The 25,149-nt window shown below is 49.2% G+C and carries 24 protein-coding genes; 17 read left to right on the top strand and 7 right to left on the bottom strand.

Features of this window, described 5'->3' with window-relative positions; translation table 11 throughout:
- Positions 1-26 precede the first annotated feature (26 nt).
- From IT774_RS12790 to IT774_RS12775, 4 genes are all read right to left on the bottom strand, one after another.
- Complete coding sequence (locus IT774_RS12790) at positions 27-758, bottom strand: FadR/GntR family transcriptional regulator (protein WP_195810106.1); 732 nt, start codon at positions 756-758, stop codon at positions 27-29.
- A 434-nt stretch (positions 759-1,192) separates the two neighbouring features.
- Positions 1,193-2,263 carry a hypothetical protein gene (locus IT774_RS12785; protein ID WP_195810105.1) on the bottom strand — a complete coding sequence of 357 codons (1,071 nt, stop codon included), beginning with the start codon at positions 2,261-2,263 and terminating at the stop codon, positions 1,193-1,195.
- A gap of 1,138 nt (positions 2,264-3,401) precedes the next feature.
- Complete coding sequence (locus tag IT774_RS12780; protein ID WP_195810104.1) at positions 3,402-3,707, bottom strand: DUF3301 domain-containing protein; 306 nt, start codon at positions 3,705-3,707, stop codon at positions 3,402-3,404.
- 3 nt (positions 3,708-3,710) lie between these two features.
- Positions 3,711-4,766, bottom strand: coding sequence for a DUF3549 family protein (locus tag IT774_RS12775; RefSeq protein ID WP_195810103.1), 1,056 nt, complete (start codon positions 4,764-4,766; stop codon positions 3,711-3,713).
- A 111-nt stretch (positions 4,767-4,877) separates the two neighbouring features.
- On the opposite strand from IT774_RS12775, the gene IT774_RS12770 reads away from it, so the two are divergent.
- From IT774_RS12770 to IT774_RS12760, 3 genes are read left to right on the top strand one after another with little or no spacing between them, the layout of a single operon-like run.
- Positions 4,878-5,204 carry a YqcC family protein gene (locus tag IT774_RS12770; protein WP_195810102.1) on the top strand — a complete coding sequence of 109 codons (327 nt, stop codon included), beginning with the start codon at positions 4,878-4,880 and terminating at the stop codon, positions 5,202-5,204.
- Positions 5,197-5,937 carry a pseudouridine synthase gene (locus IT774_RS12765; protein ID WP_195810101.1) on the top strand — a complete coding sequence of 247 codons (741 nt, stop codon included), beginning with the start codon at positions 5,197-5,199 and terminating at the stop codon, positions 5,935-5,937. The genes IT774_RS12770 and IT774_RS12765 overlap by 8 nt, the downstream gene beginning before the upstream one ends.
- A gap of 18 nt (positions 5,938-5,955) precedes the next feature.
- Complete coding sequence (locus tag IT774_RS12760) at positions 5,956-6,405, top strand: flavodoxin (protein WP_195810100.1); 450 nt, start codon at positions 5,956-5,958, stop codon at positions 6,403-6,405.
- 96 nt (positions 6,406-6,501) lie between these two features.
- Here the strand turns inward: IT774_RS12760 and dapD are convergent, their stop codons facing one another.
- The 3 genes from dapD to map form a co-directional block, all read right to left on the bottom strand.
- Positions 6,502-7,326, bottom strand: a complete 825-nt coding sequence (gene dapD / locus IT774_RS12755; RefSeq protein ID WP_195810099.1) for a 2,3,4,5-tetrahydropyridine-2,6-dicarboxylate N-succinyltransferase — start codon at positions 7,324-7,326, stop codon at positions 6,502-6,504.
- A complete protein-coding gene (gene glnD / locus IT774_RS12750) occupies positions 7,323-9,974 on the bottom strand; it encodes a [protein-PII] uridylyltransferase (RefSeq protein ID WP_195810098.1) in 2,652 nt (883 codons plus the stop codon). Before glnD ends, dapD begins: the two co-directional genes overlap by 4 nt.
- 171 nt (positions 9,975-10,145) lie before the next feature.
- Complete coding sequence (gene map, locus IT774_RS12745) at positions 10,146-10,940, bottom strand: type I methionyl aminopeptidase (protein WP_195810097.1); 795 nt, start codon at positions 10,938-10,940, stop codon at positions 10,146-10,148.
- 349 nt (positions 10,941-11,289) lie between these two features.
- Between map and rpsB the strand changes: the two genes are divergently transcribed.
- The 14 genes from rpsB to rnhB all read left to right on the top strand — a co-directional run bounded on the left by rpsB (position 11,290) and on the right by rnhB (position 25,144).
- Positions 11,290-12,021 carry a 30S ribosomal protein S2 gene (rpsB, locus tag IT774_RS12740; protein WP_195810096.1) on the top strand — a complete coding sequence of 244 codons (732 nt, stop codon included), beginning with the start codon at positions 11,290-11,292 and terminating at the stop codon, positions 12,019-12,021.
- 124 nt (positions 12,022-12,145) lie between these two features.
- Positions 12,146-13,018 carry a translation elongation factor Ts gene (gene tsf / locus IT774_RS12735; RefSeq protein WP_195810095.1) on the top strand — a complete coding sequence of 291 codons (873 nt, stop codon included), beginning with the start codon at positions 12,146-12,148 and terminating at the stop codon, positions 13,016-13,018.
- Positions 13,019-13,202: 184 nt separating this feature from the next.
- Positions 13,203-13,937, top strand: coding sequence for a UMP kinase (pyrH, locus tag IT774_RS12730; RefSeq protein WP_195810094.1), 735 nt, complete (start codon positions 13,203-13,205; stop codon positions 13,935-13,937).
- A gap of 24 nt (positions 13,938-13,961) precedes the next feature.
- Complete coding sequence (frr, locus tag IT774_RS12725) at positions 13,962-14,519, top strand: ribosome recycling factor (protein ID WP_195810093.1); 558 nt, start codon at positions 13,962-13,964, stop codon at positions 14,517-14,519.
- Positions 14,520-14,527: 8 nt separating this feature from the next.
- The gene (gene uppS / locus IT774_RS12720) at positions 14,528-15,307 is read left to right on the top strand and encodes a polyprenyl diphosphate synthase (RefSeq protein ID WP_195810092.1); all 780 of its coding nucleotides are present in this window, start codon (positions 14,528-14,530) and stop codon (positions 15,305-15,307) included.
- Between the two features lie 50 nt (positions 15,308-15,357).
- Positions 15,358-16,221, top strand: a complete 864-nt coding sequence (locus IT774_RS12715) for a phosphatidate cytidylyltransferase (RefSeq protein ID WP_195810091.1) — start codon at positions 15,358-15,360, stop codon at positions 16,219-16,221.
- Positions 16,221-17,402, top strand: a complete 1,182-nt coding sequence (ispC, locus tag IT774_RS12710) for a 1-deoxy-D-xylulose-5-phosphate reductoisomerase (protein ID WP_195812295.1) — start codon at positions 16,221-16,223, stop codon at positions 17,400-17,402. The genes IT774_RS12715 and ispC overlap by 1 nt, the downstream gene beginning before the upstream one ends.
- Positions 17,402-18,754, top strand: a complete 1,353-nt coding sequence (gene rseP, locus IT774_RS12705; RefSeq protein ID WP_195810090.1) for a sigma E protease regulator RseP — start codon at positions 17,402-17,404, stop codon at positions 18,752-18,754. Before ispC ends, rseP begins: the two co-directional genes overlap by 1 nt.
- A 62-nt stretch (positions 18,755-18,816) precedes the next feature.
- Positions 18,817-21,294, top strand: a complete 2,478-nt coding sequence (bamA, locus tag IT774_RS12700) for an outer membrane protein assembly factor BamA (protein WP_195810089.1) — start codon at positions 18,817-18,819, stop codon at positions 21,292-21,294.
- 50 nt (positions 21,295-21,344) lie between these two features.
- The gene (locus IT774_RS12695) at positions 21,345-21,860 is read left to right on the top strand and encodes an OmpH family outer membrane protein (protein ID WP_195810088.1); all 516 of its coding nucleotides are present in this window, start codon (positions 21,345-21,347) and stop codon (positions 21,858-21,860) included.
- 333 nt (positions 21,861-22,193) lie between these two features.
- The gene (gene fabZ / locus IT774_RS12690) at positions 22,194-22,643 is read left to right on the top strand and encodes a 3-hydroxyacyl-ACP dehydratase FabZ (RefSeq protein WP_195810087.1); all 450 of its coding nucleotides are present in this window, start codon (positions 22,194-22,196) and stop codon (positions 22,641-22,643) included.
- 1 nt (position 22,644) lies between these two features.
- The gene (lpxA, locus tag IT774_RS12685; RefSeq protein ID WP_195810086.1) at positions 22,645-23,415 is read left to right on the top strand and encodes an acyl-ACP--UDP-N-acetylglucosamine O-acyltransferase; all 771 of its coding nucleotides are present in this window, start codon (positions 22,645-22,647) and stop codon (positions 23,413-23,415) included.
- 3 nt (positions 23,416-23,418) lie between these two features.
- Positions 23,419-24,576: a lipid-A-disaccharide synthase gene (lpxB, locus tag IT774_RS12680; RefSeq protein ID WP_195810085.1), complete on the top strand. Its 1,158-nt coding sequence runs from the start codon at positions 23,419-23,421 to the stop codon at positions 24,574-24,576.
- Entirely contained in the window at positions 24,569-25,144 is a 576-nt protein-coding gene (gene rnhB / locus IT774_RS12675; protein ID WP_195810084.1) for a ribonuclease HII, read from the top strand. The genes lpxB and rnhB overlap by 8 nt, the downstream gene beginning before the upstream one ends.
- The last annotated feature ends 5 nt before the right edge of the window (positions 25,145-25,149 follow it).

Here is a 25,149-nt window from a genome sequence, read left to right as displayed (position 1 = left end):
GCTGAGGCTGACGCCACTACAACGACTTAATCCGTTAGGTGAGAGATAGAATAAAGCCCGCGGGTTTCGTCTGTTTTACGTTTAATTTCTTCAAGCGCCTTTGCTTCACTGGCAGCAAACAATGCATTAATGAGCCGGTCAAAGTGATTGTGCATCGCTTTGCGGGCCGCGGATGAGTCACGCTTAGCGATAGCATCGTAAATAGAGGTATGCTCCACCAGTCTTTGATCAATACTTTGGGAACAAACATCCTGGTAGGCTGCAACAATGAGCGGTTCTGAGCGTCTCAGCTTCCAAAGATTCTGAATAGTCATGACCATTGCCCCGTTACGGGTGGCCTGGGCAATTATCTCGTGGAACCGTTGGTCCGCTGAGTCTGCAAATTCAGCTTGCTTCATGTCATCTAAGGTTTGCTTTAACTCGGCAAGCTCGTCGGGATTGATGGTGGCGGCGGCTAGTGCCGCTGCTTCAGCCTCTACTAAAGCCCGCGCCTGCGTAAGCTCAAAAGCACTGATAGTGTGTTCGCTCTGCTCACTCGCGCCAGAATTGATAACAAACACCCCTGAGCCCGTTTTGACCTCAACCCGCTCCCGAACTTCCAGTGCAATAATAGCCTCACGAATTGTTGGCCGGCTAACTTCATAGGCTTCAGCGAGTTCTCTTTCTGCCGGGAGTCGGGTGCCGATAGGGTAGACTCCGTTGTCGATCAATTTTTCCAATTTTTCGACAACCCGCCAAAAACGCCTGCGTCGTTTCATATATCCACCATTCGCCTATCAAAATTAATACAACAATTATCAGTATATCGTGAAGCCCATATGTCAGGCAAAAGCCAGAATACTGGTTGCTACTTGATTATAACCAAATTTTCTAATTGGTTATAATGATTTTTTGATATTGGTCGCCTTTATTGGTTTGGCATTAGTTTCTCCAGGAAAACGGGAATAAAGGTAGGTGGTTTCGCCTTTTCAGGCTGCGGGCAACGCTATCAATAAACCGTTTAAGCACCCGTAGCACTTAATTACTGTAACGTGATGAAGAGCTTTAAATTTATAAAGTTTCGTCTATTCGCATAGACGCCACAGCCTGAGCTCCTAAAGGTTGGCGTGAGCCTGTGAAACCCCAAGAAGCTCTTTGCTTTGTGAGAAGCATCAATGTAACAATGTTCTGTAACTCACATAAGACCGATAGCCTAGTTGCATTTCATCAGCGGCTTCGGCTCACTATGGTCACGTACCTTAAACGCAAATGATGCGCGCTTTTTCACGCTTTTATCAGTGCTGAACATGGCAACCACCGGACAGGTTTGATCGGAATTACGCAGCGAAACCTCTTCTGTGTTATCGTCTTTCACCAGCTTAATACCTGGCACATCCGGCGTGCGATCGTTACCTTTCATATAGGCATTGGCAAGCGTTACCGCGTCTTCCATGCACATGAGCTTGTTTTGAAAGTCTGCCGGGTTGTCGACTTGCAAGCTAAGATCGAGATGTTCGGATTGTTGCCCGTAGGGACCAAAAAGCAGAAAAGAGGAAGGTGCCAGGTCTACTTTTTTGTACTTAGCCTTTTGTGGTTGTTTGAGCCGGGAAAATAAGCGGGCTTGCTCCACCTGGCCAAGTTCAGACACGACCCGACCAGAACAAAAATCGATGGCGGCACTGAAACCATCAGCCATTTTCTGACTGAATTTTTGGGCGCCTTTTGCCACCAGTTTTTCATCTGCCAACGTGTCCGGTGACTCGCCCACCATGGTCGCAGCTCCCGCCAACACGGTGCCCCACAGCCCTTCTTTATCGACATCCACATCGCCGGAGGCATCAAACATCACCTTTGGTTCTTCGACCGGTTTAAACCAGAAAGCAAAGTTTTTTGCAGCAGGATCATAATAGGATTTTACCTGGCCGGTCAAACCTACCTCCACCTGAAAACGGGCAAATTCGCTGACGTTGAAATCCGCTCCGAGCTTTTCCTTATCACGTTCCAGCCAGCGCCATCCTTTAACGCCCAACTCCAGTGTCATTTTGTCCTGGTCATCATCGTCGTGACTGACTGAGCACGAATGAATCCACAATGTACCGCTGTAAACCTGCTCTCCTTGATCATTTTGACGCTGCAGACCTCGAAACCGGTTTTCCAGACGATCACATATCCTGGCACCAGCGACATCCACCAGCGCCGCCGGTAAGTTACTTTCCTGGGCTGGCGAGGTCACACTGAACAGACTCAGCCCCGCTATTGCTGCTGTTACCAGAATGTTTTTCACACATTTACCCCATTTTATCCAATCTTTAAACTCTGCATGCAGCATTGTTGGTGGTTATCAACGTTGCTGGAATACAGCCGACTAGTTTTGAGTACGGCAGGTAGCCGGCGATAGATTGAACACAGCAAAGATTAAACGCAGTGGCCCTGTAGACTCGAGTAGGTCCACTTGGCATGAGGTGTATAAAGGGAGGCAGCCTTCCAATCAGTTTTTGAGCGACAAAAAATTTCAATGAACTCCATACATTGCTGTGAGTCTACCGAGCTAGCACCGTTTACAAATCTCTTTTAAACGGTTGATGAGCGCAACTTCTTAAGAAAACACCGTTCAGGTGTCGTCCACGCCGAGCACATTACGTTCCCATACACGCTCTATCCCCATCTTATAAACGGACATACCGTGTAAGACATATCGTACATTTTCGTAAGTTTTTCGCCGTTTTTTTCATAGGCTTTTATTAGACTTAAGTATAAAGCTCATGTTTTTACAGGTGTTTTTAAGTCTGTTCCGATAGCGTCAAAAAACCGTCTCTAACATTTTTTTAATTCAGTGTCGCAAATAATCTTTAGAGCAGTACTATATTTAATGTCACACGGACACACGACGAGTCAGGATGACACACGAACATACCCAAAGGAACTGATCAGGATTCGTGCACAGGGAATGGTTGCACAAATTGCTTGGAAAGGAATGTTCGAAGGAGTGAACCAAAGGACATCTTCAGGGATGAAGAAATCACAAGGCGTGGAGCAAAGGAAAGGGATCCGGCGAAGGATTCGCTGCCAAAGGACTGGACCAGGGAAGAAGGCACTTATAAAGGAACCACATAAGTGATGCAGGATGCATGGTTAAGGACGAATACCTGAGGATACAGGTAACGGACACTTTCAATGGATGAAAGCCGTAATATAACCGGATGTATTATGAGGTAAAGGATACAGGGAAAGGGACCTGCCAGTTAATGGCAACCTGCAATGGATATGCAGGATAAAAAGGACGGGGTACACACGGAGTGAAGCCAGGGAGGTTTCAGTTACCCGGTAAATGCCGAGAAGGATCCTCGACATTCGAAAAAAGCGATGACCATAAGGTTATCGCTTTTTCGTGTATTCAGGGCTTTGCTTTTTGACGTAAAAGCCTAGTTGGTTCGGTAAGGCGGCAACTGGGTACGCAGTACTTTTTGCCCAATCATCTCCATCTCACCCACATAGCGATCTTCGCCGTTTCCTGAAAACTCAAATACAAACACTGACCACCAGTCAATCTTTGCGTACTTAAACGACAGCCGGGTTTTCTTTCGGGCTACCGACAGCAATTGCAGCTGATGGGTATTGCAGTAATGCTCAACATGCCCATAGGCACGTTCGCTGATGCTACGTATGCGCCAAAACTGAAAGCCTACCGCTAACAGCAATAAAAACAGAGTCAGTTCGCCTAAGGTCACGGATTAGCTCCTGGTTGCCGAAAACAATGCGCCAATGGCGCTAGCCAGAATTTCACTGCGCTCCGGGGTTCTGAGCAGGGTTAACGCGCGGGTGCGCAGATCAGGCAAGCGTACCAGATCGGCAAAAAAGCCCTGAAATAGGGCACCCTGATAATGCTGTTGTGCATCCAGCCAGGCGGCTTTTTCAAAAAAGGCGAGCAGTAAAGCATCATCAAGCTGGTTAAAATGGCGTGCAGCCACGACCGACAGGGTATCTATATCGGTGTGTTCGCTGTTTAACACCAGCTTCAATACTGCCTGTACCGACGCTGCTGTCTCGGGCGTATTCACCGCTCTCAACATGGCCAGTAGTACGGTTTTATTGCGGTGCTGTGGCCATTGTTGTTCAAGCCGTTCGAGCAAAAACTGTTGTAGTGGGGGCGGCAGCGTGGTGTTGTCCAGCGCACTGAGTAATGCTTGCTGAAAGTCCTCGGCATACATATCAAATTGCTGGGTCAGCGCCTGGCTCAGTTGTTCCTGCTCAAGCTGATGGGCAATATCAGCAATGGCCTGTAACGATAGGGTTTGCCAGTCTACCACTGCCGGGTGACGTATATACGAGGCCACCTCTTTGGTGCCGCTGACGGCAGGCTTATTCAGCAGATGTTTTGTCATCGCATTAAAATGTGCCATCAGAGACTGAGGCGGCACAAAATTGTATGGGTTGTCGGGCAGTTTATCAGCCTGTTCGGTATCCTGGGCCAGCGAGTTCCCCAGCGCATCAACAATAATCTGTAAAAAGTGATTGCGCGCGGCGGTCACCAGCAACCCTTGTTCATCCACCGGCAACTTTAAAAACCAGATGTATTCTTTCGACGGCTGGTCCTGGGTATTCCAGAACACCACCCCAAACCAGGCATGCTCCTGACGGGGCCGCGGGACTGTCATGGCCGCGTTTTCGATATCCAGAAACGTCTGAGCGCTTAAAGGAACCAGCCCGCGGCCCATGTCGATAACCTGGAAATTTGTGCCAGCGTGAAGCAAAAACTCACTGATAGATTCGATTGATTGTGCGCCCATATTACCGCCCGTACTGCCTGCAAAAAGATAAGCCAGATAGTTTACCTGTCTGCATAGACGATGACCAGTCATGCTATACTGCCGGTTTTGACTAATTTATTATCCTTAGTAATGATTGACGCTTCTACCCTTGCCGACCAGCTTGATGCTATTGAGCGCTATTTAAAAACGCATCAGTTGTGGAGCACAGACACCCCTGAGCCTGCGGCGCTGGCCTCTACCAAACCCTTTGCCGTTGACACCCTGACCTTTGAGCAGTGGCTGCAATTCTTGTTTTTACCTAAAGCACGACAGTATGCACTCCAACACGGATGCCTGCCGCCGGGGATGAGTATTGCGCCCATGGCCAAAGAGGTGTATCAGCACCAGCACAGTGAGTTAATTCATAAATTACTGGTGTTAGATCACTATAGCGCCCGGGAGGTCACCGATGATTGACGAGACTCTGTTGTCGGTGGTGTATCAGGATGACACGCTGGTGGCCATCAATAAGCCACCGGGGTTACTGGTGCATCGTAGTCCCATTGATAAGCGTGAAACCCGCTTTGCCGTGCAGCTGTTACGGGATCAAGTCGGTCAGCGGGTGTATCCGGTACACCGGCTCGACCGGCCTACCAGCGGATTGCTGTTGTTTGCTTTTAATGGGCCCACCGCCAGTATCATCGGCAAACAAATGATGGCGCGCCAGGTACAAAAACAATACACCGCTATAGTGCGTGGCTGGATACCGGCGCCGGGCATGATTGACTATGCGCTGAAATTCAAAGCCGATAAAATCGCCGATAAGGATCGCGGAGACATTGCACCGCAGCCTGCCTGTACGGTGTATCAGCCCCTGAAGCATTATGAAATACCTGAAGCATCAGGACGTTATGGCAGTTCACGTTACACGCTGGTGCAGCTAAAGCCTTATTCTGGCAGGAAGCATCAGCTACGTCGGCATATGGTGCATTTGCGACATCCTATTGTCGGCGATACCAGTCATGGCGATGGCAAGCAAAATAAATTTTTACGACAACGGTTTGGTTTTGAAAATCTGGCCTTAAGTTGTACCAGCATGGGACTTGAACATCCTGAACATGGTCGTTGGCTTACGCTCACCTGCGAACCCGGCGCCTCAATGACCCGTCTGCTCACAGACTGGCAGCCCTATCAGATTAAAATTCAGTAAAAAAGGTGGTGTTATACAATGGCAAAATTAGGAATTTTTTGCGGCAGTGTTTATGGCAATGCACAGCATGTAGCCGAGCAGGTAGAAGAAAGTCTGGCTGAACAAGGCTTTGATTGTGAGTTGTTTGCCGATGCCCAGGTAAGTGACTTTATCGAAAGTGATGCAATTCTGGTGATCACCTCGACCACGGGGCAGGGCGATGTCCCGCCCAATCTGGAATTTGCATATTCTGATCTAAAAGATGAGTTTCCGCTGTTAAATCAAAAGCCTTTTGCGGTAGCCGGACTGGGCGATAGCAGCTATGAAAATTTCTGTGGCGGCGCCCGTCAGTTTCAGGAATTACTGACTGAGTTGCAGGGTAACCCGGTGGCCGATATGTTAGAAGTTGATGCGATTGAGACGCTGGATCCCGAACAGGATGTGGTGGACTGGGTAAATGGCATTAAAGACAAGCTATTTGGGCAGTAGGCGAGATCCATCACACTGAACTGGCATACACCCGGTAATTACAAAAAAGGCCTGTAAAAACAGGCCTTTTTTAGTGGGTGCTCATCAAAGCACCGATTATTCAGCGCTGCGTAATAGCTCGTTAATGCCCACTTTAGAGCGGGTTTTGGCGTCGACCTTTTTAACGATGATGGCGGCATACAGGCTGTAGTTACCATCTTTACCAGGCAAGCTGCCGGGCACCACCACCGATCCTGCCGGCACGCGGCCATAATGGATCTCACCGGTTTCCCGATCAAAGATACGGGTGCTTTGACCAATATAAACGCCCATTGAAATCACTGCACCTTCTTCAACAATCACGCCTTCAACAATTTCAGAGCGAGCGCCGATAAAGCAGTTGTCTTCAATAATGGTGGGGTTGGCTTGCAGCGGCTCCAGCACACCACCAATACCTACGCCGCCAGACAGATGCACATTTTTACCAATTTGTGCACACGAGCCAACAGTAGCCCAGGTATCGACCATGGTACCTTCGTCCACAAACGCGCCGATATTCACATAAGAAGGCATTACCACCACATTTTTGCCAACATATGAACCAGTACGCACTGCCGCAGGCGGCACAATTCTCACCCCTTCATTAGCAAACTGTTCGGCGCTGTAGTCGCGATATTTCAATGGCACTTTGTCAAAAAAACGGCTTTCGGCGCCTTCAATCATTTCATTGTTATTCAAACGAAAGAACAACAAGACGGCTTTTTTAAGCCACTGATGAACTTTCCACTCACCGTCAATTTTTTCGGCCACCCGGGCGCTGCCATCATTAAGCATATCCAACGCCTGATTTACGGCATCACGTACTTTTTGCGGCGCATCTGAAGGGGACAGGCTATCGCGTTCTTCAAAGGCCTGTTCGATAATAATTTGTAGTTCAGTCATGGTATGTTGATATCTTCAAGTTGATCGAGTTTATACAAAATTTGTTTTTTCAGTTCCACCTGTTGATCGGGTGTCAGCGCGTTGCCTTGTTCATTAGTAACAATAAACACATCTTCTGCGCGTTCCCCAATGGTGGCAATTTTAGCCAGTTTTAGCGTGACATTTTTATCCACAAAAGCGTGACCTACTTTAGCCAGAATACCAGGCGCATCAAGTGCTTCCAGTTCTATCAGGGTGTACTCATCGGCTATATTGAAAAAACGCACCTTTGTAGGGACATCCAGCTGCCGCATTTGTCTGGGCAGCTTTCTCTTATTATCATGGGCAAAACCAGGTTTATTAAGCTGGTTTAAAATGGCTTCTTCCAGGGTATCCGTGCGGCTTTTAGACGACAACCGTGAGCCATCATTTTCCAGTACCAGCATGCTGTCAAACACGTAACCATCGCGGGTCACGGTGATATGCGCATCGTGAATAGAACAGTTACGGCTGTCTAACACTGAGGCCACCTGCGCAAAAAGGGCTTGCCGATCTTTGCCGTAGATCAATATCTCGGTGCCGCCTTTGGCAATATCATCGTTAGCCCGGATCAGCAGATTATCGGGATCTTCCAGAAACAGGCTTTGTTCGGCCTGAATAATTTCCCGGGAATGCCAGGCGATTTGAGCAGGTTTAAAGCGCACAAAGTAATCATCATCCATGCGGCTCCAGAACACATCTATTTTTTCCTGGTCTTCGCCCCGTTCTTTTAGCAGCTGGCCGGCCAGAATCTTGTGCTGCTCCACCCGTTCGTTAATGGTGGCCTGACACTGTAAGCCATTATCCAGCGCTTTCTGGGTCATCAGGTACAGCTCGCGCAGCAATGAGGCTTTCCAGTCATTCCACAGGTTATCATTGGTGGCACGGATATCTGCCAGAGTCAGCGAATACAGTAAATTCAGGTGATTCTGGCTACGTACGATGGTGGCAAATTCATTGATAACATCCGGATCGTAAATATCCCGGCGCTGGGCCACCATCGACATCAGCAAATGGTTTTCTACCAGCCAGGCCACCAGCCGTGTGTCATTATCGCCAATATCATGGCGGGCACAAAAGCTCAGCACATCTTCGGCGCCCAGCACCGAATGGTCGCCGTTGCGGCCTTTGGCGATGTCATGAAAAATGGCGGCAAGATACAACAATTCCGGCTTATCCAGGTTGCGGGCAATACGCCCACAGCGCGGGAATTCCCGGTTTTTGAGACTAAAATAATGATTGATGTGTTTCACCAGCCGGTGGGTATGTTCATCCACCGTATAGGCATGAAACAAATCAAACTGCATCATTCCAACAATTTTATCCCATTCGGGTAAGTAGGACTGCAGTACCCCGTACTGGTGCATAATATCCCAGGCGTAATCAAAAAAGCGCGGGTGTCTGAATAGCACCATAATTTGCTTACGACACGCTTCGCGTTCGATAAAATATTCATTTTCAAAAGCGCGCCTGGTATTACGCAGTTGGCGAATGGTATCGGTATCCAGTCCGATTACCTCGGGCGTGTCCGCCACCACCTGCAAAAACTGCAACACAGCTTCGGGAGTATTGATGGCCTTTTCGTGGCGGGGGGCAATCATGCCATCGAGCAACCAAAAGTCATCGTTGATGATGTGCTGATGCTGCACCGACTGATTCAGCATGTCGTAGCGAAACCGATGCAATAGCATTTTGTTTAGCTCGCTGACCCGACGTACGGTGCGAAAAAAATCACGCATCATGCGCTCTACCGACGTTTTGGCTTCATTGCCATAACCCAGTCTTTCGGCCACCTCGGGTTGATAATCGAATAACAGCCGGTTTTCGCTACGCCCGGCAATTAGATGCAGGGCAAACCGTAAACGCCACAGGTGCATGCGACAGCGAATGAGCTCGCTGTGCTCATCTTCGGTGAAATAGCCGTGGCCTACCAAATTCCAGCCGTCGTATTCTTTAAAGTGTTTTTTGGCGACCCATCCAATAGACTGGATATCACGCAGACAGCCCGGGTTTTCTTTGATATTGGGCTCAAGATTGTATGAGGTGCCATTGAATTTGGCATGTCGGGCTTTTTGTTCATCGTATTTGGCGACAAAAAAGTCCTGGCTGCTCCAGGTTTGGCGGCCATGGGTTTCTTCAAGCAGTGATTCAAACAGGCGTTCGTTACCCATCAGCAACCGACTTTCAATGAGGTTGGTGGCAATGGAAATATCATCTTTAGCCAGGCTGACCGTTTCTTTAATGGTCCGTACGGCCTGACCCACATCTAAGCGGATATCCCACAACAGGGTAATAAACTGACTGACTTTGTCCTGGGTTGAGGGCTGCAGTTCACGGCGGCTGATGATCAGCAGATCAATATCAGAATAAGGCTGCAGATGGCCACGGCCATAACCACCGACGGCACATAATGCTAAATCGTTAACCTCATCTAAGCGCAACAAATGCCAAAGATGCAGCAGCAGCGCATCAACAAACTGAGCGCGGCCGGTCACCAGCTGATTCACCGGGGCAGTGTCAAACGCGGTATCCAGCCAGTGGTAGCTGTCCTGTACGCATTGTTTGATGGCGGGTAGATCTTCCACTGAGGAAATCTGCTCTACCTGAGCAATTAACTTCTGCAGACTCAAAAGCGTATTCTCACCGTTTAAGCTATATATTCAGCAGCACCTTAGCATGAAATTTTGGCTGTGACAGCTCGCTGACTTCAGCATCGGGTAATGCGCTAACCGGGTAACAAAGGCACGAACAATTAGTGGAGCAACAAGCGCGCGCCTGTTGCCCCTTACCGCATCACCGCATCAGCTGTGGTTGATAACCCGTGGCAGACTTTCTTCTTCACGCAGGGTCAGCACTTCGACACCGGTTTCGGTAACCAGTAACGTGTGCTCCCACTGGGCACTCAGGCTGCGATCTTTAGTCACTACCGTCCACTGGTCGGGCAAAATTTTTGAATAACGCTTGCCTGCATTTACCATCGGCTCGATAGTAAAGCACATGCCTGGGACCAGCTCTTCGCCGGTGCCTGGTTTACCATAATGTACAATCTGCGGCTCTTCGTGAAAGCCGGCGCCAATACCATGGCCACAGTATTCACGCACAATAGAATAATTATGGGATTCGGCATGGGTTTGACACAAATGGCCGATATCACCCAGATGCATGCCCGGCTTAACCTGCTCGATAGCTTTGTATAAACATTCCTGCGTCACCCGTATCAGCCGTTCGGCCAGAATAGACGGTTTACCTACCACAAACATCTTAGAGGTATCACCGTGGTAACCGTCTTTGATAATAGTGACATCGATATTAAGAATATCGCCGTCCTTAAGTTTTTTATCAGAAGGGATACCGTGACAGATGCAATGATTTACCGAGGTACAAATAGATTTAGGGAAGGGTGGCTCCCCATAATTTAACGGGGCCGGTACCGCACCTTGCTCATTCACAATATAGTCGTGACAAATTGTGTTTAGCTCATCCGTTGTCACACCTTTTTTTACATACGGTGTGATCATAGTTAAAACGTCAGAAGCCAGCTTGCCGGCTACCCGCATTTTTTCAATTTCTTCAGCGGTTTTGATAATTGCTGCCACCGGAACCCTCTATAATCTTTAGTCAATGTGAAAGTCTAGATATGGTTATAACACGCCCATATCAAGCGATATCCTTATTATCTTAACGGTTCCGGGTAGTCGTGTATAGTTTTGGGCGGGTGGTCCCGGCGATAAAAACGCCGTTTAACTTGAGTCTGGCGGTGGGTCATGGTATAAAGCGCCCGCCTGTTTTTCTGGCCGGCCATAAACTGCCAGCCCAGAGAAGTTAATCGGGTACGAACTTATTAAATAACACACATATACCGACACTTGCTATCGGGGTGTCCGGGAAACCGGATCGATACAAGGGGTATATGGAGGCCTAACCCCACATTTTGAGGAAAATATCATGGCTAATGTTTCAATGCGTGACATGCTAAAAGCAGGTGTTCACTTCGGTCACCAAACCCGTTACTGGAATCCAAAGATGAAGCCGTACATCTTTGGTGCGCGTAACAAGGTTCATATCATCAACCTGGAAAAAACTGTTCCGCTTTTTAATGAAGCAATGAACTACCTTTCTGGTGTTGCTGCGAAAAAAGGTAAAATCCTTTTTGTTGGTACCAAACGTGCCGCTGGCGATGCAGTCAAAGAAGCCGCAGTGAAATGCGACCAGTTCTACGTAAACAAGCGCTGGTTGGGCGGTATGCTGACAAACTGGAAAACAGTTCGTCAGTCAATCAAGCGTCTTAAAGATCTTGAGCAAAAAAGCCAGGACGGTACGTTTGAAAAGCTGACCAAAAAAGAAGCGCTGATGCTAGAGCGTGAAATGAACAAGCTTGAAAACAGCCTGGGCGGTATCAAAGACATGGGCGGCCTGCCTGATGCAATCTTTGTTATCGATGCTGATCATGAGCACATTGCCGTAACTGAAGCACGTAACCTGGGTATCCCGGTTGTAGGTGTGGTAGATACTAACTCTGATCCAGACGGCGTAGATTACGTGGTACCTGGTAACGATGATGCAATCCGTGCAGTTCAGTTGTACCTGGAAGCTGCTGCCGACGCGGTAAACGCTGGCCGTAACAGCAACCTGGAAGCACAGGCTGAGCAGGACGACTTCGTAGAAGCTGCTGAGTAATTGCACCCGGCTTAAAGTAATGGCTTACCAGTTGGTGAGCCATTACTGTGCCATCAGATGAATATTTTTGAAGGGGCATGTGCCCCTTTTACTATTGAATTTATTAATGCTGAGGAATTGAAAAATGGCAGTGACTGCAGCACTAGTTAAAGAACTACGTGAGCGCACAGGCGCAGGCATGATGGACTGTAAAAAGGCGTTGGTTGAGACCGACGGCGATATTGAACTGGCCATCGAAAACATGCGTAAATCAGGTCAGGCGAAAGCTGCGAAAAAAGCCGGCCGTATTGCCGCTGAAGGCGTTATCCTGACCAAGGTCAGCGGTAACCGCGCAACCATGCTTGAGCTGAACTGTGAAACTGACTTTGTTGCTCGCGACGAAGGTTTCCTGAAATTCGGTAACGAAATTCTGAACGTAGCGCATGAGCAAAACATCAATGATATTGAAGATCTGAACAACGCTGAACTGAACGGTAAGAAAATCAGTGAAGTACGTGAAGACCTGATCACAAAGATTGGTGAAAACATTTCTCCACGTCGCGTTATCAACGTTGAAGGCGACAACCTGGGCGCGTATGTCCACGGTGGCCGTATCGGCGTGGTGTCTATCCTGAACGGCGGCAAAGAAGAACTTGCCAAAGACGTTTCTATGCACGTAGCAGCAGCAAACCCGCAGTTTGTTAAGCCTGAAGATGTGCCAGAAGAAGTGGTAGAGAAAGAAAAAGGCATCCAGATCGAGATCGCTATGCAATCTGGTAAGCCTGCTGACATCGCTGAAAAAATGGTTGCTGGCCGGATGAAGAAATTCACTGGCGAAATCAGCCTGACAGGTCAGCCTTTTGTTAAAGATCCTTCAAACACCGTAGGCGAATTGCTAGAGAGCAACAGCGCCGATGTCGTTAACTTCATCCGTTTTGAAGTTGGCGAAGGTATCGAGAAGAAGAGTGAAGACTTTGCAGCTGAAGTTGCAGCGCAAATGGAAGCGGCGAAGAAATAATTCCCGCCTTCTACTTTTGCCTGACGCAATAGTCAGATACACTACGAGCACCTCTTCGGAGGTGCTTTTTTATAAGTGAAACCGCACAAAAATACAGCGAGCAACCGAATAAGAAATCGTTTTGTCCTATTTCTTGCATACCGAGAAATACGACAAGCCGAGTTCACAAAGGACAAATCAAACAATGAGCATCACACCAAAGTCAGCCTATCGTCGAATTTTGCTAAAACTTAGTGGCGAAGCCCTTATGGGTTCTGAAGGGTTTGGAATTGATCCTAAAGTGCTGGACCGCATGGCCCAGGAAATCAAAGAACTGGTTGAACTGGGTGTTCAGGTGGGACTGGTGATTGGCGGCGGTAACCTGTTTCGGGGTGAAGGTCTGGCCAAAGCCGGTATGAACCGCGTAGTCGGGGACCACATGGGCATGCTGGCTACCGTCATGAACGGTCTGGCGATGCGTGATGCCTTACACCGTGCCTTTGTTAATGCTCGGATGATGTCAGCCATTCCTCTAAACGGAGTGTGTGACGCGTACAACTGGGCAGAAGCGATCAGCCTGTTAAAATCGGGTCGTGTCGTCATTTTTTCTGCCGGCACCGGTAACCCGTTTTTCACCACCGACTCTGCAGCTTGTCTGCGCGGTATTGAAATTGAAGCCGACGCGGTGTTAAAAGCCACCAAAGTGGACGGCGTTTACAGCGACGATCCGGCGCAAAATCCCGACGCAGAATTGTATGCCAATTTGACGTATGATGAAGTTCTGGAAAAAGAGCTTAAAGTAATGGATCTGTCAGCCTTTACACTGGCGCGTGACCACGGCTTGCCAATTCGTGTATTCAACATGAATAAGCCGGGTTGCCTGAAAAAAGTGGTGATGGGCGAGCCTGAAGGCACCCTGATTGACCACGCGGACAAATAGTCTAAAGCAAATAGGAAATATATCGTGATTGATGAAATTGAATTAGATGCGCAAGAGCGTATGGAAAAAAGCATCAGCGCACTGAAAAGTCAGTTAAGTAAGATTCGTACCGGGCGGGCGCACCCTAGCCTGCTAGATGGTATTCAGGTGTCTTACTATGGTGCTGATACGCCGCTGAAGCAAATTGCTAACGTAATTGCTGAAGACAGCCGCACCCTGGCCCTGACGGTGTTTGATAAGAGCGCCACGCAGGCAGTAGAAAAAGCCATTATGCAATCGGATTTGGGCTTAAACCCAATGAGTGCCGGCACCACCATTCGTATTCCTATGCCAGCGCTGACCGAAGAGCGTCGTAAAGATTTAATCAAAGTGGTACGGGCCGAAGCCGAGCAGGGCCGGGTGGCAATTCGGAATATTCGCCGGGATGCTAACAGTGATATCAAAGAGCTGCTCAAGGAAAAAGATATCAGCGAAGATGAAAGTCGCGCAGCCGAAGAAAATATTCAGTCACTGACCAATGATTTTATCAAGAAAGTTGATGATACCCTGGCAGTGAAAGAAAAAGAACTAATGGAAGTCTAATAGCTGTCATGTTATCGAAGCGGTCACAACCCGCCCAGTCTGTTACACCGGCGCACCCTGAAGAGCCAGGGCCGCGCCATGTCGCCATCATTATGGATGGCAATGGACGCTGGGCGCAGAAAAAAGGCAAAATTCGTACATTCGGTCATAAGGCGGGTGTAGAGTCAGTACGATCAGTCGTACGTTTTGCCCGTCAAACCGGCATTCAGTCGCTGACCCTTTTTGCGTTTAGCAGTGAGAACTGGAAACGCCCGGAAGAAGAAGTGAGTGTCCTGATGGAGCTGTTTAATCTGGTATTGAACAGTGAGGTGAAGCGCCTGCATAAAAATGGCGTGCGTCTGAAAGTTATAGGTGATGTGTCCGCTTTTGATGACAAGCTAAAAGCAAAAATTCAGAAAGCTGAGAAGATGACCGCGCAAAATGATGCGTTGGTTTTAAACATTGCTGCCAACTACGGCGGGCGTTGGGATATCGCGCACGCTGCGCAGACCCTGGCGCTTCAGGTTCAGCAAGGTAGCCTGCAGCCCGAAGACATCGACGAACATAAGCTGGGTGAATATATTTCAACCCATGATTTACCGGAACTGGATTTATTGATCCGTACGGGTGGTGAACGTCGAATTAGTAACTTTCTACTGTGGCAATGCGCCTACGCTGAGCTGTATTTTACCGATGTACTATGGCCTGATTTCACCGAGCAGGTGTTTCAGGTGGCCGTAGATGATTTTAATGTGCGTCAGCGCAGATTCGGCTTAACCGGTGAACAGGTAAGCGTGTCACACAGCTAGTTGGGTAGTCCTGCTAAGCCTGGCTGACAACAAGGAGCCGAAGAGCCGCTATGCTAAAACAACGTATAATAACCGCACTGATTCTGGCGCCACTGGCGCTGATTGCTATTTTGTTTATGCCGATGTGGTGGTTTCAAATCGCCATCGCCGGGGTCGTGGCCCTGGGGGCCTATGAATGGGCCAACATGTCAGGCATCACCGAACGTCCCAAAAAAGCCGCCCTGATGGTTGCTGCTTTTATTGTGTGCATTATGCTGTCGTTGATCGTGGATGTAGATAAGATCTGGTATCAGGGTCAGCTTCATGGTCTGTATCACTTCATTTTAGGCATCGCGGCACTATGGTGGATTGTATCGCTGGCAATGATCATTGCCTATCCGCGGTATACCGCCTTATGGCGCACCAGCAAGCCAATTCGCTGTACCTTTGGAGCACTTACCCTGATTCCCACCTGGGTGGCTGTGGTGAGTCTGCGCACCAGCCTGTACGATGTTGACCCTTACTATGGCGCGTCATTGCTATTTTATGTGTTGGGTATTGTCTGGGCTGCGGATATCGGCGCTTTCTTTGTTGGCGTGAAATTCGGACGCCACAAACTTCGTCCAAATGTTTCGCCGGGCAAAACCTTAGAAGGGCTGCTGGGTGGCATAGCAGCGTCTTTTGCCATTATCGCGTTTGCGGCACTGCACTATCACGTCACCTTTTCTCGTATCTGGTTACATCTGTTAATTGGCGGCATCACCGTGGCAGTGTCAGCATTAGGAGATCTGAATGAAAGTATGCTTAAACGCTGTGCTGGTATCAAAGACAGTGGCAAGCTATTGCCTGGCCATGGTGGGGTGTTAGATCGTATCGATAGCCTGACGGCGGCCTTCCCGGTCTTCGCATTTTGCTATGTGACCTGGATGGCATGATGCAAACCATTACTGTATTGGGGGCCACCGGCTCCATTGGTTGTAATACGCTGGATGTCATTAACCGGCATCGTGATCGGTATCGGGTTTTTGCCATTACCGGCCATCGCCAGCTGGCCTTATTGACTGAACAAGCCAAAGCCTGCGATCCCCGGTATGTCGTCATTGCCGATGAACAGGATTATAACCAGGCTAAAGCCTTATTATCCGAGGCGGGGGTGAAAGCAGAGCTACTGTGTGGTCAGCAAGCGCTTGAAGATGTCTCCAGCGCCCCGGAAGTGGATGCGGTGATGGCCGCCATTGTGGGCGCGGCAGGGCTGATGCCGACGATGGCAGCGGTCAAAGCCGGCAAGCGCATTCTCCTGGCCAACAAAGAAGCGCTGGTGATGTCTGGCGCCTTGTTTATTGATGCTGCCCGCCAGTCCGGGGCCACGATCCTACCCATCGATAGCGAACATAATGCTATTTTTCAATGTCTGCCCACGGACTTTGCATACGGCGATCTGGCCGGCTCTGGTATTGCCAGTTTATTGCTCACCGGCTCGGGCGGCCCGTTCAGGGAGCGCGACCTGGCCAGCTTTAATCAGATAACGGTGGAACAGGCGTGTCATCATCCTAACTGGGATATGGGCCGCAAAATCACGGTAGACTCGGCCACCATGATGAACAAGGGGCTGGAGTTTATTGAAGCCTGTCGTTTATTTGGCACCGCACCCGATGACATTACCGTGGTGTTACACCCGCAAAGCACCATTCACTCGATGGTGCAGTATGTGGACGGCTCGGTGCTGGCGCAAATGGGACACCCTGATATGCGTACGCCTATTGCCTATGGCCTGGCGTATCCCGACAGAATCGACGCCGGCGTTAAGCCGCTGGATTTTGCTACCTTAAGCGATCTTACTTTTTCTACACCGTGCGCTGAGCGCTACCCTAATCTATACCTGGCCATCGAAGCATGCCGGGAAGGGCAGGCCGCGACTACACGCCTGAACGCCGCCAATGAAATAGCGGTAGAAGCCTTTTTATCTCATCAGATTGGCTTTTGTGATATTGCCCGGGTTAACGAACAGACGCTGAATAAATTGGAACCAACTTCGGTCAGCTCACTCCAACAGATTCTTGAGCAGGACCGACGGGCCAGAGTGACCGCCCGTAATGTCATAAGAGGACTAGGTTAGTGTTGTCGTTTTTGTGGAGCCTGGGCGCGTTTGTAGTTGCCCTTGGCGTGCTGGTAGCAGTGCACGAGTGGGGGCATTTTTATATCGCCCGGTTGTGTGGCGTCCAGGTCGAACGTTTTTCCATTGGTTTTGGTAAGCCATTGTGGCGGCGCACTGACAAACACGGCACCGAATTTGTGGTCGCAGCCATTCCGCTGGGTGGGTATGTACGTATGCTCGACGAGCGGGTGGATGACGTGCCGGCCCAGCTAAAACATAAAGCCTTTAATAACAAGCCGGTAAAACAGCGCATGGCCATTATTGCGGCCGGCCCGGTGGTGAATTTTTTATTCGCCATTGTGGCGCTGTTTGTAATGTATCTGATCGGCCTGCAAACGGTTAAACCCGTGGTAGGCACCGTCACCCCTGGCACGGTCGCACAACAGGCGGGCATTACCAGTGGGCAGCAAATTACCCGGGTAGGCCAGCGCGAGACTGCGGACTGGGAAGCGGTAAATCTGGAACTGGTGTCTTTCATCGGCCAGTCTTCGGTGCCGGTAACACTGACAAACAGTCAGAATGTGTCTGATTCTGTAGTATTAAATACCCAGAATTGGAACTTTGATCCGGAACAGGAGTCTGCTTTAGTCAGTCTGGGAATTCAGCCTTTTCGGCCTGATGCGAAATTAGAACTGGCGGTGGTTGCCGCCGACAGCCCGGCGAGCAAAGCGGGGCTGCAGGTGGGGGATACCTTGCAAACGCTGGATGGTGAACCCATCGAAAACTGGGCGTCACTGGTGGAAAAAATAGGGGACATGCCCGGTAAAAAGGTCGCCTTTGGGGTACAACGGGATGGACAACAGCGTACTATTGATGCCACCATCGCCCGTCGGGATACGCCTCAGGGACAAACTGGCTATCTGGGCGTCAGCCCGGTATTCGAGGAATGGCCACCTGGTTATGTGTTTGTGCATCAATATGGCCCGGTAGACGCGCTGGTAAAAGCGGCGGATAAAACCTGGCGATTGATGACATTGAGTGTGTCGATGATAGGCAAGCTCATTACCGGCGATGTATCGCTGAACAATTTAAGCGGGCCTATCTCTATTGCTCAGGGCGCAGGTGTAAGTGCCGGGTATGGTCTGGTATATTTTCTGAGTTTTTTAGCGTTGATTAGTGTCAATCTTGGCATTATCAACTTACTGCCTCTTCCAATGCTGGATGGTGGCCACCTAATGTATTTTACCATTGAGTGGGTCACCGGGAAGCCTGTTTCTGAAGCATTTCAGGAGTGGGGATTCAAAATCGGCGGCGTGATCCTGCTATTGATAATGGGGATTGCGATTTTTAACGATATTAGCCGCATCGCCTGACAGCAGGTGACGAGCTAACAAATCAAATATTGAAGTAACGCGGCGCAGGATAAAAAGAATAGATGAAGTTAAGACAGTTAGTAGCAGCCGGAGCCATGCTCTCCAGTGCTAGCTTAGCCAACGCGGCTACATCACCGGAACAATTCGTCGTTGAAGATATTCGGGTAGAAGGTTTACAGCGAGTCGCCCTGGGGGCAGCGTTAACCTATCTGCCGGTAGAAGTAGGGGACGAGCTGAACTCTTTCAGGGTAGCTCAGGCTATTCGAAGCCTGTACTCCTCTACGCACTTTGAAAATGTAGAGATGCTGCGAAATGGCAATACCCTGGTGATCAAAGTCTCCGAGCGACCTACTATCAGTAATATTATCTTTGAAGGCAATGATGATATTAAAGATGAGCAGCTTCAGGAAAGTCTGGACGGCAATAATATCCGTTTGGGTGAGCCTCTGGATCGCACCGTATTAACCTCCATCGAAAACGGCCTCAAGGACTTCTTTTACAGCATTGGTAAATACAACGCCGATGTTTCGGCCATTGTGACGCCGCTACCCCGTAATCGGGTTGACCTGAAATTGTTGTTTGAAGAAGGCGATGCGGCTAAAATTGAACAAATCAATATCGTCGGTAACCAGGTCTTTTCTGATCAGGAATTGATGGACGATCTGGAACTGCAGTTTGATGCACCCTGGTGGGATTTTTTATCCGAAACCCGCTATCAGCAGCAAACCCTGCAAGGCGATATGGAGACGGTACGAAACCACTATATGGATCGGGGCTATCTGCGCTTTAATATCGATTCTACCCAGGTTTCCATGACCCCTGAAAAAGACGGCATCTATATAGCCATGAATGTCTCTGAAGGTGAGCAATACCGGATTTCCGGTGTGGAACTGGTGGGTGACTTACTGGGTAATGAAGAATACATCGGTAAGGTTTTGCCGTTAACCGAAGGTGAGCTGTATAACCAGGCCGAGGTTACGTATACCGAAGAGTTTATTTCAAAATATCTGGGCCGCTTTGGCTATGCCTATCCCACCGTTACCACGGTGCCGGAAATCAATGATGAAGATAAAACGGTCAATCTGACCATCTCGGTGGACCCGGGCAAACGTATCTATGTTCGTCGTATCAATTTTAATGGTAATACGGTTACCGCTGATGATGTCCTGCGTCAGAATGTGAACCAGATGGAAGGCGCGTGGCTGTCCAACAATCTGCTTGAGTCGTCAAAAAGTCAGTTGTCCCGTCTGACGTACATGAAAAATGTCGAGTTTGAATCTACCCGGGTTCCGGGCGAAGACGACAAGGTCGATGTTGATTTTAATGTAGAAGAACAACCGTCAGGATCGTTTAATGCAGGCATCGGCTATGGCGACAGAACCAAGCTTAGTCTGCAGGCTGGTATCCAGCAGGATAACTTCTTAGGCACCGGCAAACGGGTGGGGCTGAATTTAAGTACCGTCTCGTATCAGAAGTCAGCTCAGATCACCTATAACGACCCCTATTTCACCATCGATGGCATCAGCCTGGGTGGCTCAATAGGCTACAGCGAGTTCGATGGTTCTGACTTCAATGTTATTCAATACAATTCAAAACGCTGGTCCGTAGGGGCAAATGCCGGTTATCCTATTGATGAAATAAACCGCATCAATTTCGGCCTGACCTATTCCAATACTGAACTGTACAACACCGGATATTACGAGCAGACCGAACAATTTTATAATCAGTTTCGTCAAGACGATCCTCAGGCACCGGTTAAATACGATAGCTACCTTGCCAGTGTGAGCTGGAGCCGTAATACCCTGAACCGGGGCTTGTTCCCTACCGCCGGGTCATCACAACGGGCCACCTTTAGCGTTACCACACCGAATTCGGATGTGAATTACTTTAAAACCGTACTGGATACCAAGTTTTATTTTCCGCTGTCCCGTGACCAGCGCTGGTCGGTACTTGCCCGCTTACGTTTGGGCTATGGTAATGGGTATGGCGATGTGAATGGCGATGACCAGATCCTGCCGTTTACCGAAAACTTTACCGCCGGTGGTGCAGATACCTTACGCGGATTTGAAAATAACACCGTGGGACCACGAGGCGTGATTCTGGCAGCAGGCAATGAATCGATTCAGGGACCGGACGGCCAGGTCTACCCCGGTGCCCCGGTTAATAGTCAAATTGGCGTATCTCAGCGCAGTCTGGGTGGTAATGCTATGGCCTTGGGCGGCCTGGAACTGATTGTACCCACGCCGTTTGTCGAGGCTGACATGGATAACTCTGTCAGAACCAGTCTGTTTGTGGATATTGGTAATGTCTGGGACACCGAATTCGATTACGATAAGTATCGTGATTTAGAGCCAGCCCCCGGGCAGCGCGATACTCTATTGGACTATTCTGACTGGACACAGTATCGTAGTTCCGCCGGTTTATCTGTACAATGGATTTCACCGATGGGCCCGATGGTGTTTAGTTTTTCCAGAACCCTGCAGGATCGTGAAGGCGATGATGCCAAGTTCTTCACATTCAATATTGGGCAAACATTCTAAAAGCAAATTTGACGTAAACGTCGCATAAATAACTATAAAAGGAGTTCCCTTTGAAACAGATGGCAAAACATATTCTTGCAACCGCAATGTTGGGTAGTGCGCTGGTAAGTGGTTCGGCCATGGCCGAGCAAAAAATCGGTGTGGTTGATGTACAGACCGTGTTTCAGGCAATGCCGCAGGCGGCTGAAATTTCTAACAGCATTCAAATGGAATTTAAAGACCAGATTGATGAAGTTAATCAGCTGCAAAAAGATGGTCAGTTCTATGCCGAGCGTCTTCAGCGTGATGCGGCGACCATGAGCGAAAAAGACAAAAAAGAACTGCAGCAAAAGATTCAGGGTGTGCGTGAGCAACTGGCAGAAAAAGGCCAGCCGCTGCAGCAAAACATCCAGCGTCGTCAAAATGAAGAACGCAATAAACTGTTGGGTTTGATTAAACAAGCCATTGACAGTGTTGCGAAAAAAGATGACTACGACCTGATCTTAAGTGCCGGTGCGGTATCTTATTCAAAAGAACAGTTCGATGTTTCTGAACAAGTGCTTGAGCAGGTTAAAAAAACTAACTAATCAAGACGGGCTGTAAGGCCCGTTATTGGACTTGCAAAGCCAGCATAGCAGGTCAGATTTACGTGTTAAGCGCGTTGGTCTGACTTGTTTTTTACGTTAAAAAGCGTATGGTTGCCGCCGTTTACTAATTCCGACCTGGGGTCCATCATCAGCGATGATGTAACGCGCTTCTGCAGTCAAAGAATGTACCGGTAGCTGTAATAACACAATGCTGCATCAACCGCATAATCCTTTGCCTGAGCGTCAGCACAATACAGGTTGGCAGCGACAACGGCTTTACCGCTAGCCGATAAAAACAGTCAGTTACAGCGGTTTGTGGCATAGGAGAGACTTTTGGCCAACTCACTCAACACTATTGATATCCAGGAAATTCTGGAATTACTCCCTCACCGATATCCCTTTTTGCTGGTAGACCGGGTCACCGATTACACCCTCGGTGAATCTATCAAAGCCTATAAAAATATCACCATGAATGAGCCCTGTTTTACCGGCCATTTCCCTGATCGTCCTATTTTTCCCGGTGTCTTGATTCTTGAAGCTATGGCGCAGGCAGCAGGGGTGCTCGGCTTTAAGACCATGGGGAAAAGCGACAAGCTGTATTTATATGCTGGTATCGACTGCGCCCGGTTCAAACGCCCGGTAGTACCCGGCGACAAACTTGAATTTGATGTAAGCTTAGTCAAAGAGCGCCGGGGTATCTGGAAGTTCAAGGGGACTGCAAGCGTCGAGGGCGAGACGGCCTGTAGTGCTGAGTTTATGTGTGCAATCAGAGATATGGTGTAACGTGATACATTCTACTGCGGTAATTTCCGAATCTGCCACTATTGGCAAAGACGTAAAAATTGGGCCGTTCTGTGTGGTGGATGACAACGTAGTCATTGGTGACGGCTGTATTCTGGAAAGTCATGTGGTCGTGCGGGGGCCAACCACAGTAGGCAAAAACAACCGGTTTTTTCAGTTTTGCTCGATTGGCGAAGACTGCCAAGATAAGAAATTTGCCGGGGAAGCCACCGAGCTGGTGATCGGCGACAACAATGTGTTTCGTGAAGGCAGTACCGTGCACCGGGGGACCATTCAGGATGAAGGTATTACCCGGGTTGGGTCCAACAATCTGTTTATGATTAATGCCCATGTGGCCCATGACTGTGTCTTGGGTGATAACATTATTCTAGCCAATAATGTGTCGTTGGCGGGGCATGTGACCCTGGGTGATCATGTCATCTTTGGTGGCGGTGCGGCCATCCATCAATTTGGTAAAGTAGGCGATCATGCGTTTGTCGGCGCCGGCGCCATTGTGCTTCGTGATGTGCCTCCGTATGTCATGGTCAACGGTCAAAAGAATGTTCCGGCCGGTATCAATTCGGAAGGCCTTAAGCGTCGTGGTTTTTCTTCAGGCGCAGTGATGGCCATTAAACGTGCCTATCGCACAATTTACCGGTCGAATAATACGGTTGAAGAAGCCATTGAAAAGCTAACCCAGGTTCAGGACACGCATCCTGAAATTGCGCGTTTGGTTGATTTTCTGCAGACAGCCGAGCGCGGTATCATTCGATAATTCATGACTTCAAAACCATTACGTATTGGGGTAGTGGCGGGTGAGCCATCGGGTGATGTGCTTGCCGCCGGGATGATTGCCCAAATCAAACAACAACACCCCGATGCGATTATTGAAGGGATTGGTGGTGACCACATGATTGCTGCTGGTTGCCATTCGTTGTTTGATATGGAAACGTTGTCGGTGATGGGGCTGTTTGAAGTCTTATCACATTTACCGGCCATTCTTAAAATCAAGAAGGGCCTGATTGCCCATTTTGAAAAACATCCCCCTGATATTTTTGTTGGCGTCGATGCCCCGGACTTTAACCTGCGGATCGAAAAAGCGCTGAAACAAAAAGGCATCAAAACCGTGCATTATGTCAGCCCTACCGTATGGGCCTGGCGAGAAAGCCGTATTCATAATATTGCCCGGGCCACCCATTGTGTATTGGGGTTATTTCCGTTCGAAGAACAGGTTTACCAAAAGTATCAGGTGCCGTACCGGTTTGTCGGTCATACATTAGCCGATTCAATTGAGTTAACGCCGGCCCAGCAGCCTGCCCGCGAGGCTTTGGGGCTGGATTTAACAGCGCCGGTCATGGCGGTACTGCCTGGCAGTCGAAACGGCGAAGTCAGCAAATTGCTGCCTATTTTTTTAGCCACCATCGACTGTGTTTTACAACAAAAGCCCGATTGCCGCTTTGTGATTGCGGCGGCCAATCAGCACCGCTTTAGCTTTATCGATAGCTTTTTAAAAGAACATGCAGAGCAGCTGTATCGGCAGGGCACTATCGTGCTGACCAAAGGCAATGCCAGACAGGCCATGATTGCTTCGGATGTAATTCTACTGGCCTCGGGTACCGCCACCCTGGAGGCGATGCTGTGCAAGCGCCCGATGGTCGCCGCGTACAAACTCTCGGCGATGACCTACAAAGTGATGCAGCGTCTTTACAAAGCCCCTTTTTTCACCCTGCCGAATTTGCTGGCCAACAAGCAAATTGTGCCAGAGTTGTTGCAGGATGAGGTCAATCCGGAAAATCTTAGTGCGCATTTGCTTGAACTTCTGGAAGGCAATAATGAGGCGCTGATACACACGTTTACAGAAATTCATCAAACCCTGGCTCAGAATGCTGATAAAGTTTCAGCGCAGGCTGTTTTGGACCTAATTCCTCATGTATAAAACAATTGCGGGTGTCGATGAAGTCGGCCGTGGCCCTTTAGTGGGTGATGTTGTCACTGCGGCCGTGATTTTAGATCCGGCCCGGCCCATCCCCGGTTTAACCGACTCCAAAAAACTAAGTGCCAAAAAGCGCGAAGCCCTGGCCCTGCAAATTCGCGAACAGGCCCTGTGTTGGTCAATAGGCCGGGCCACTCCTGAAGAAATTGACACTCTCAACATTTTACAGGCGACCATGCTGGCGATGCATCGGGCGGTTGATGGGTTATCCATTCGACCCGAGTGGGTCAATGTCGATGGCAATCGCCTGCCAGATTGGTGCTACCCAGGGCAGGCGGTCGTTAAAGGCGATAGCCTGCATGCGGAAATTTCGGCCGCTTCAATTCTGGCAAAAGTCGAACGGGATAACGACATGGTCGAATTAGACCGGGCCCACCCTCAATATGGGTTCGCCGGCCATAAAGGCTATCCCACCAAAGCCCATTTTGCCGCGCTCAGTGAACATGGTGTCCTGGCGTGCTACCGGAAAAGTTTCAAGCCGGTACGCACGCTACTCGAACAAGCCCAATAACGGTA

The sequence above is a fragment of the Salinimonas marina genome (assembly GCF_015644725.1).
Taxonomy (GTDB): Bacteria; Pseudomonadota; Gammaproteobacteria; order Enterobacterales; family Alteromonadaceae; genus Alteromonas.
The sequence above is the reverse complement of the archived record's forward strand: the minus strand, read 5'-3'. Positions and strand labels throughout refer to the sequence as shown.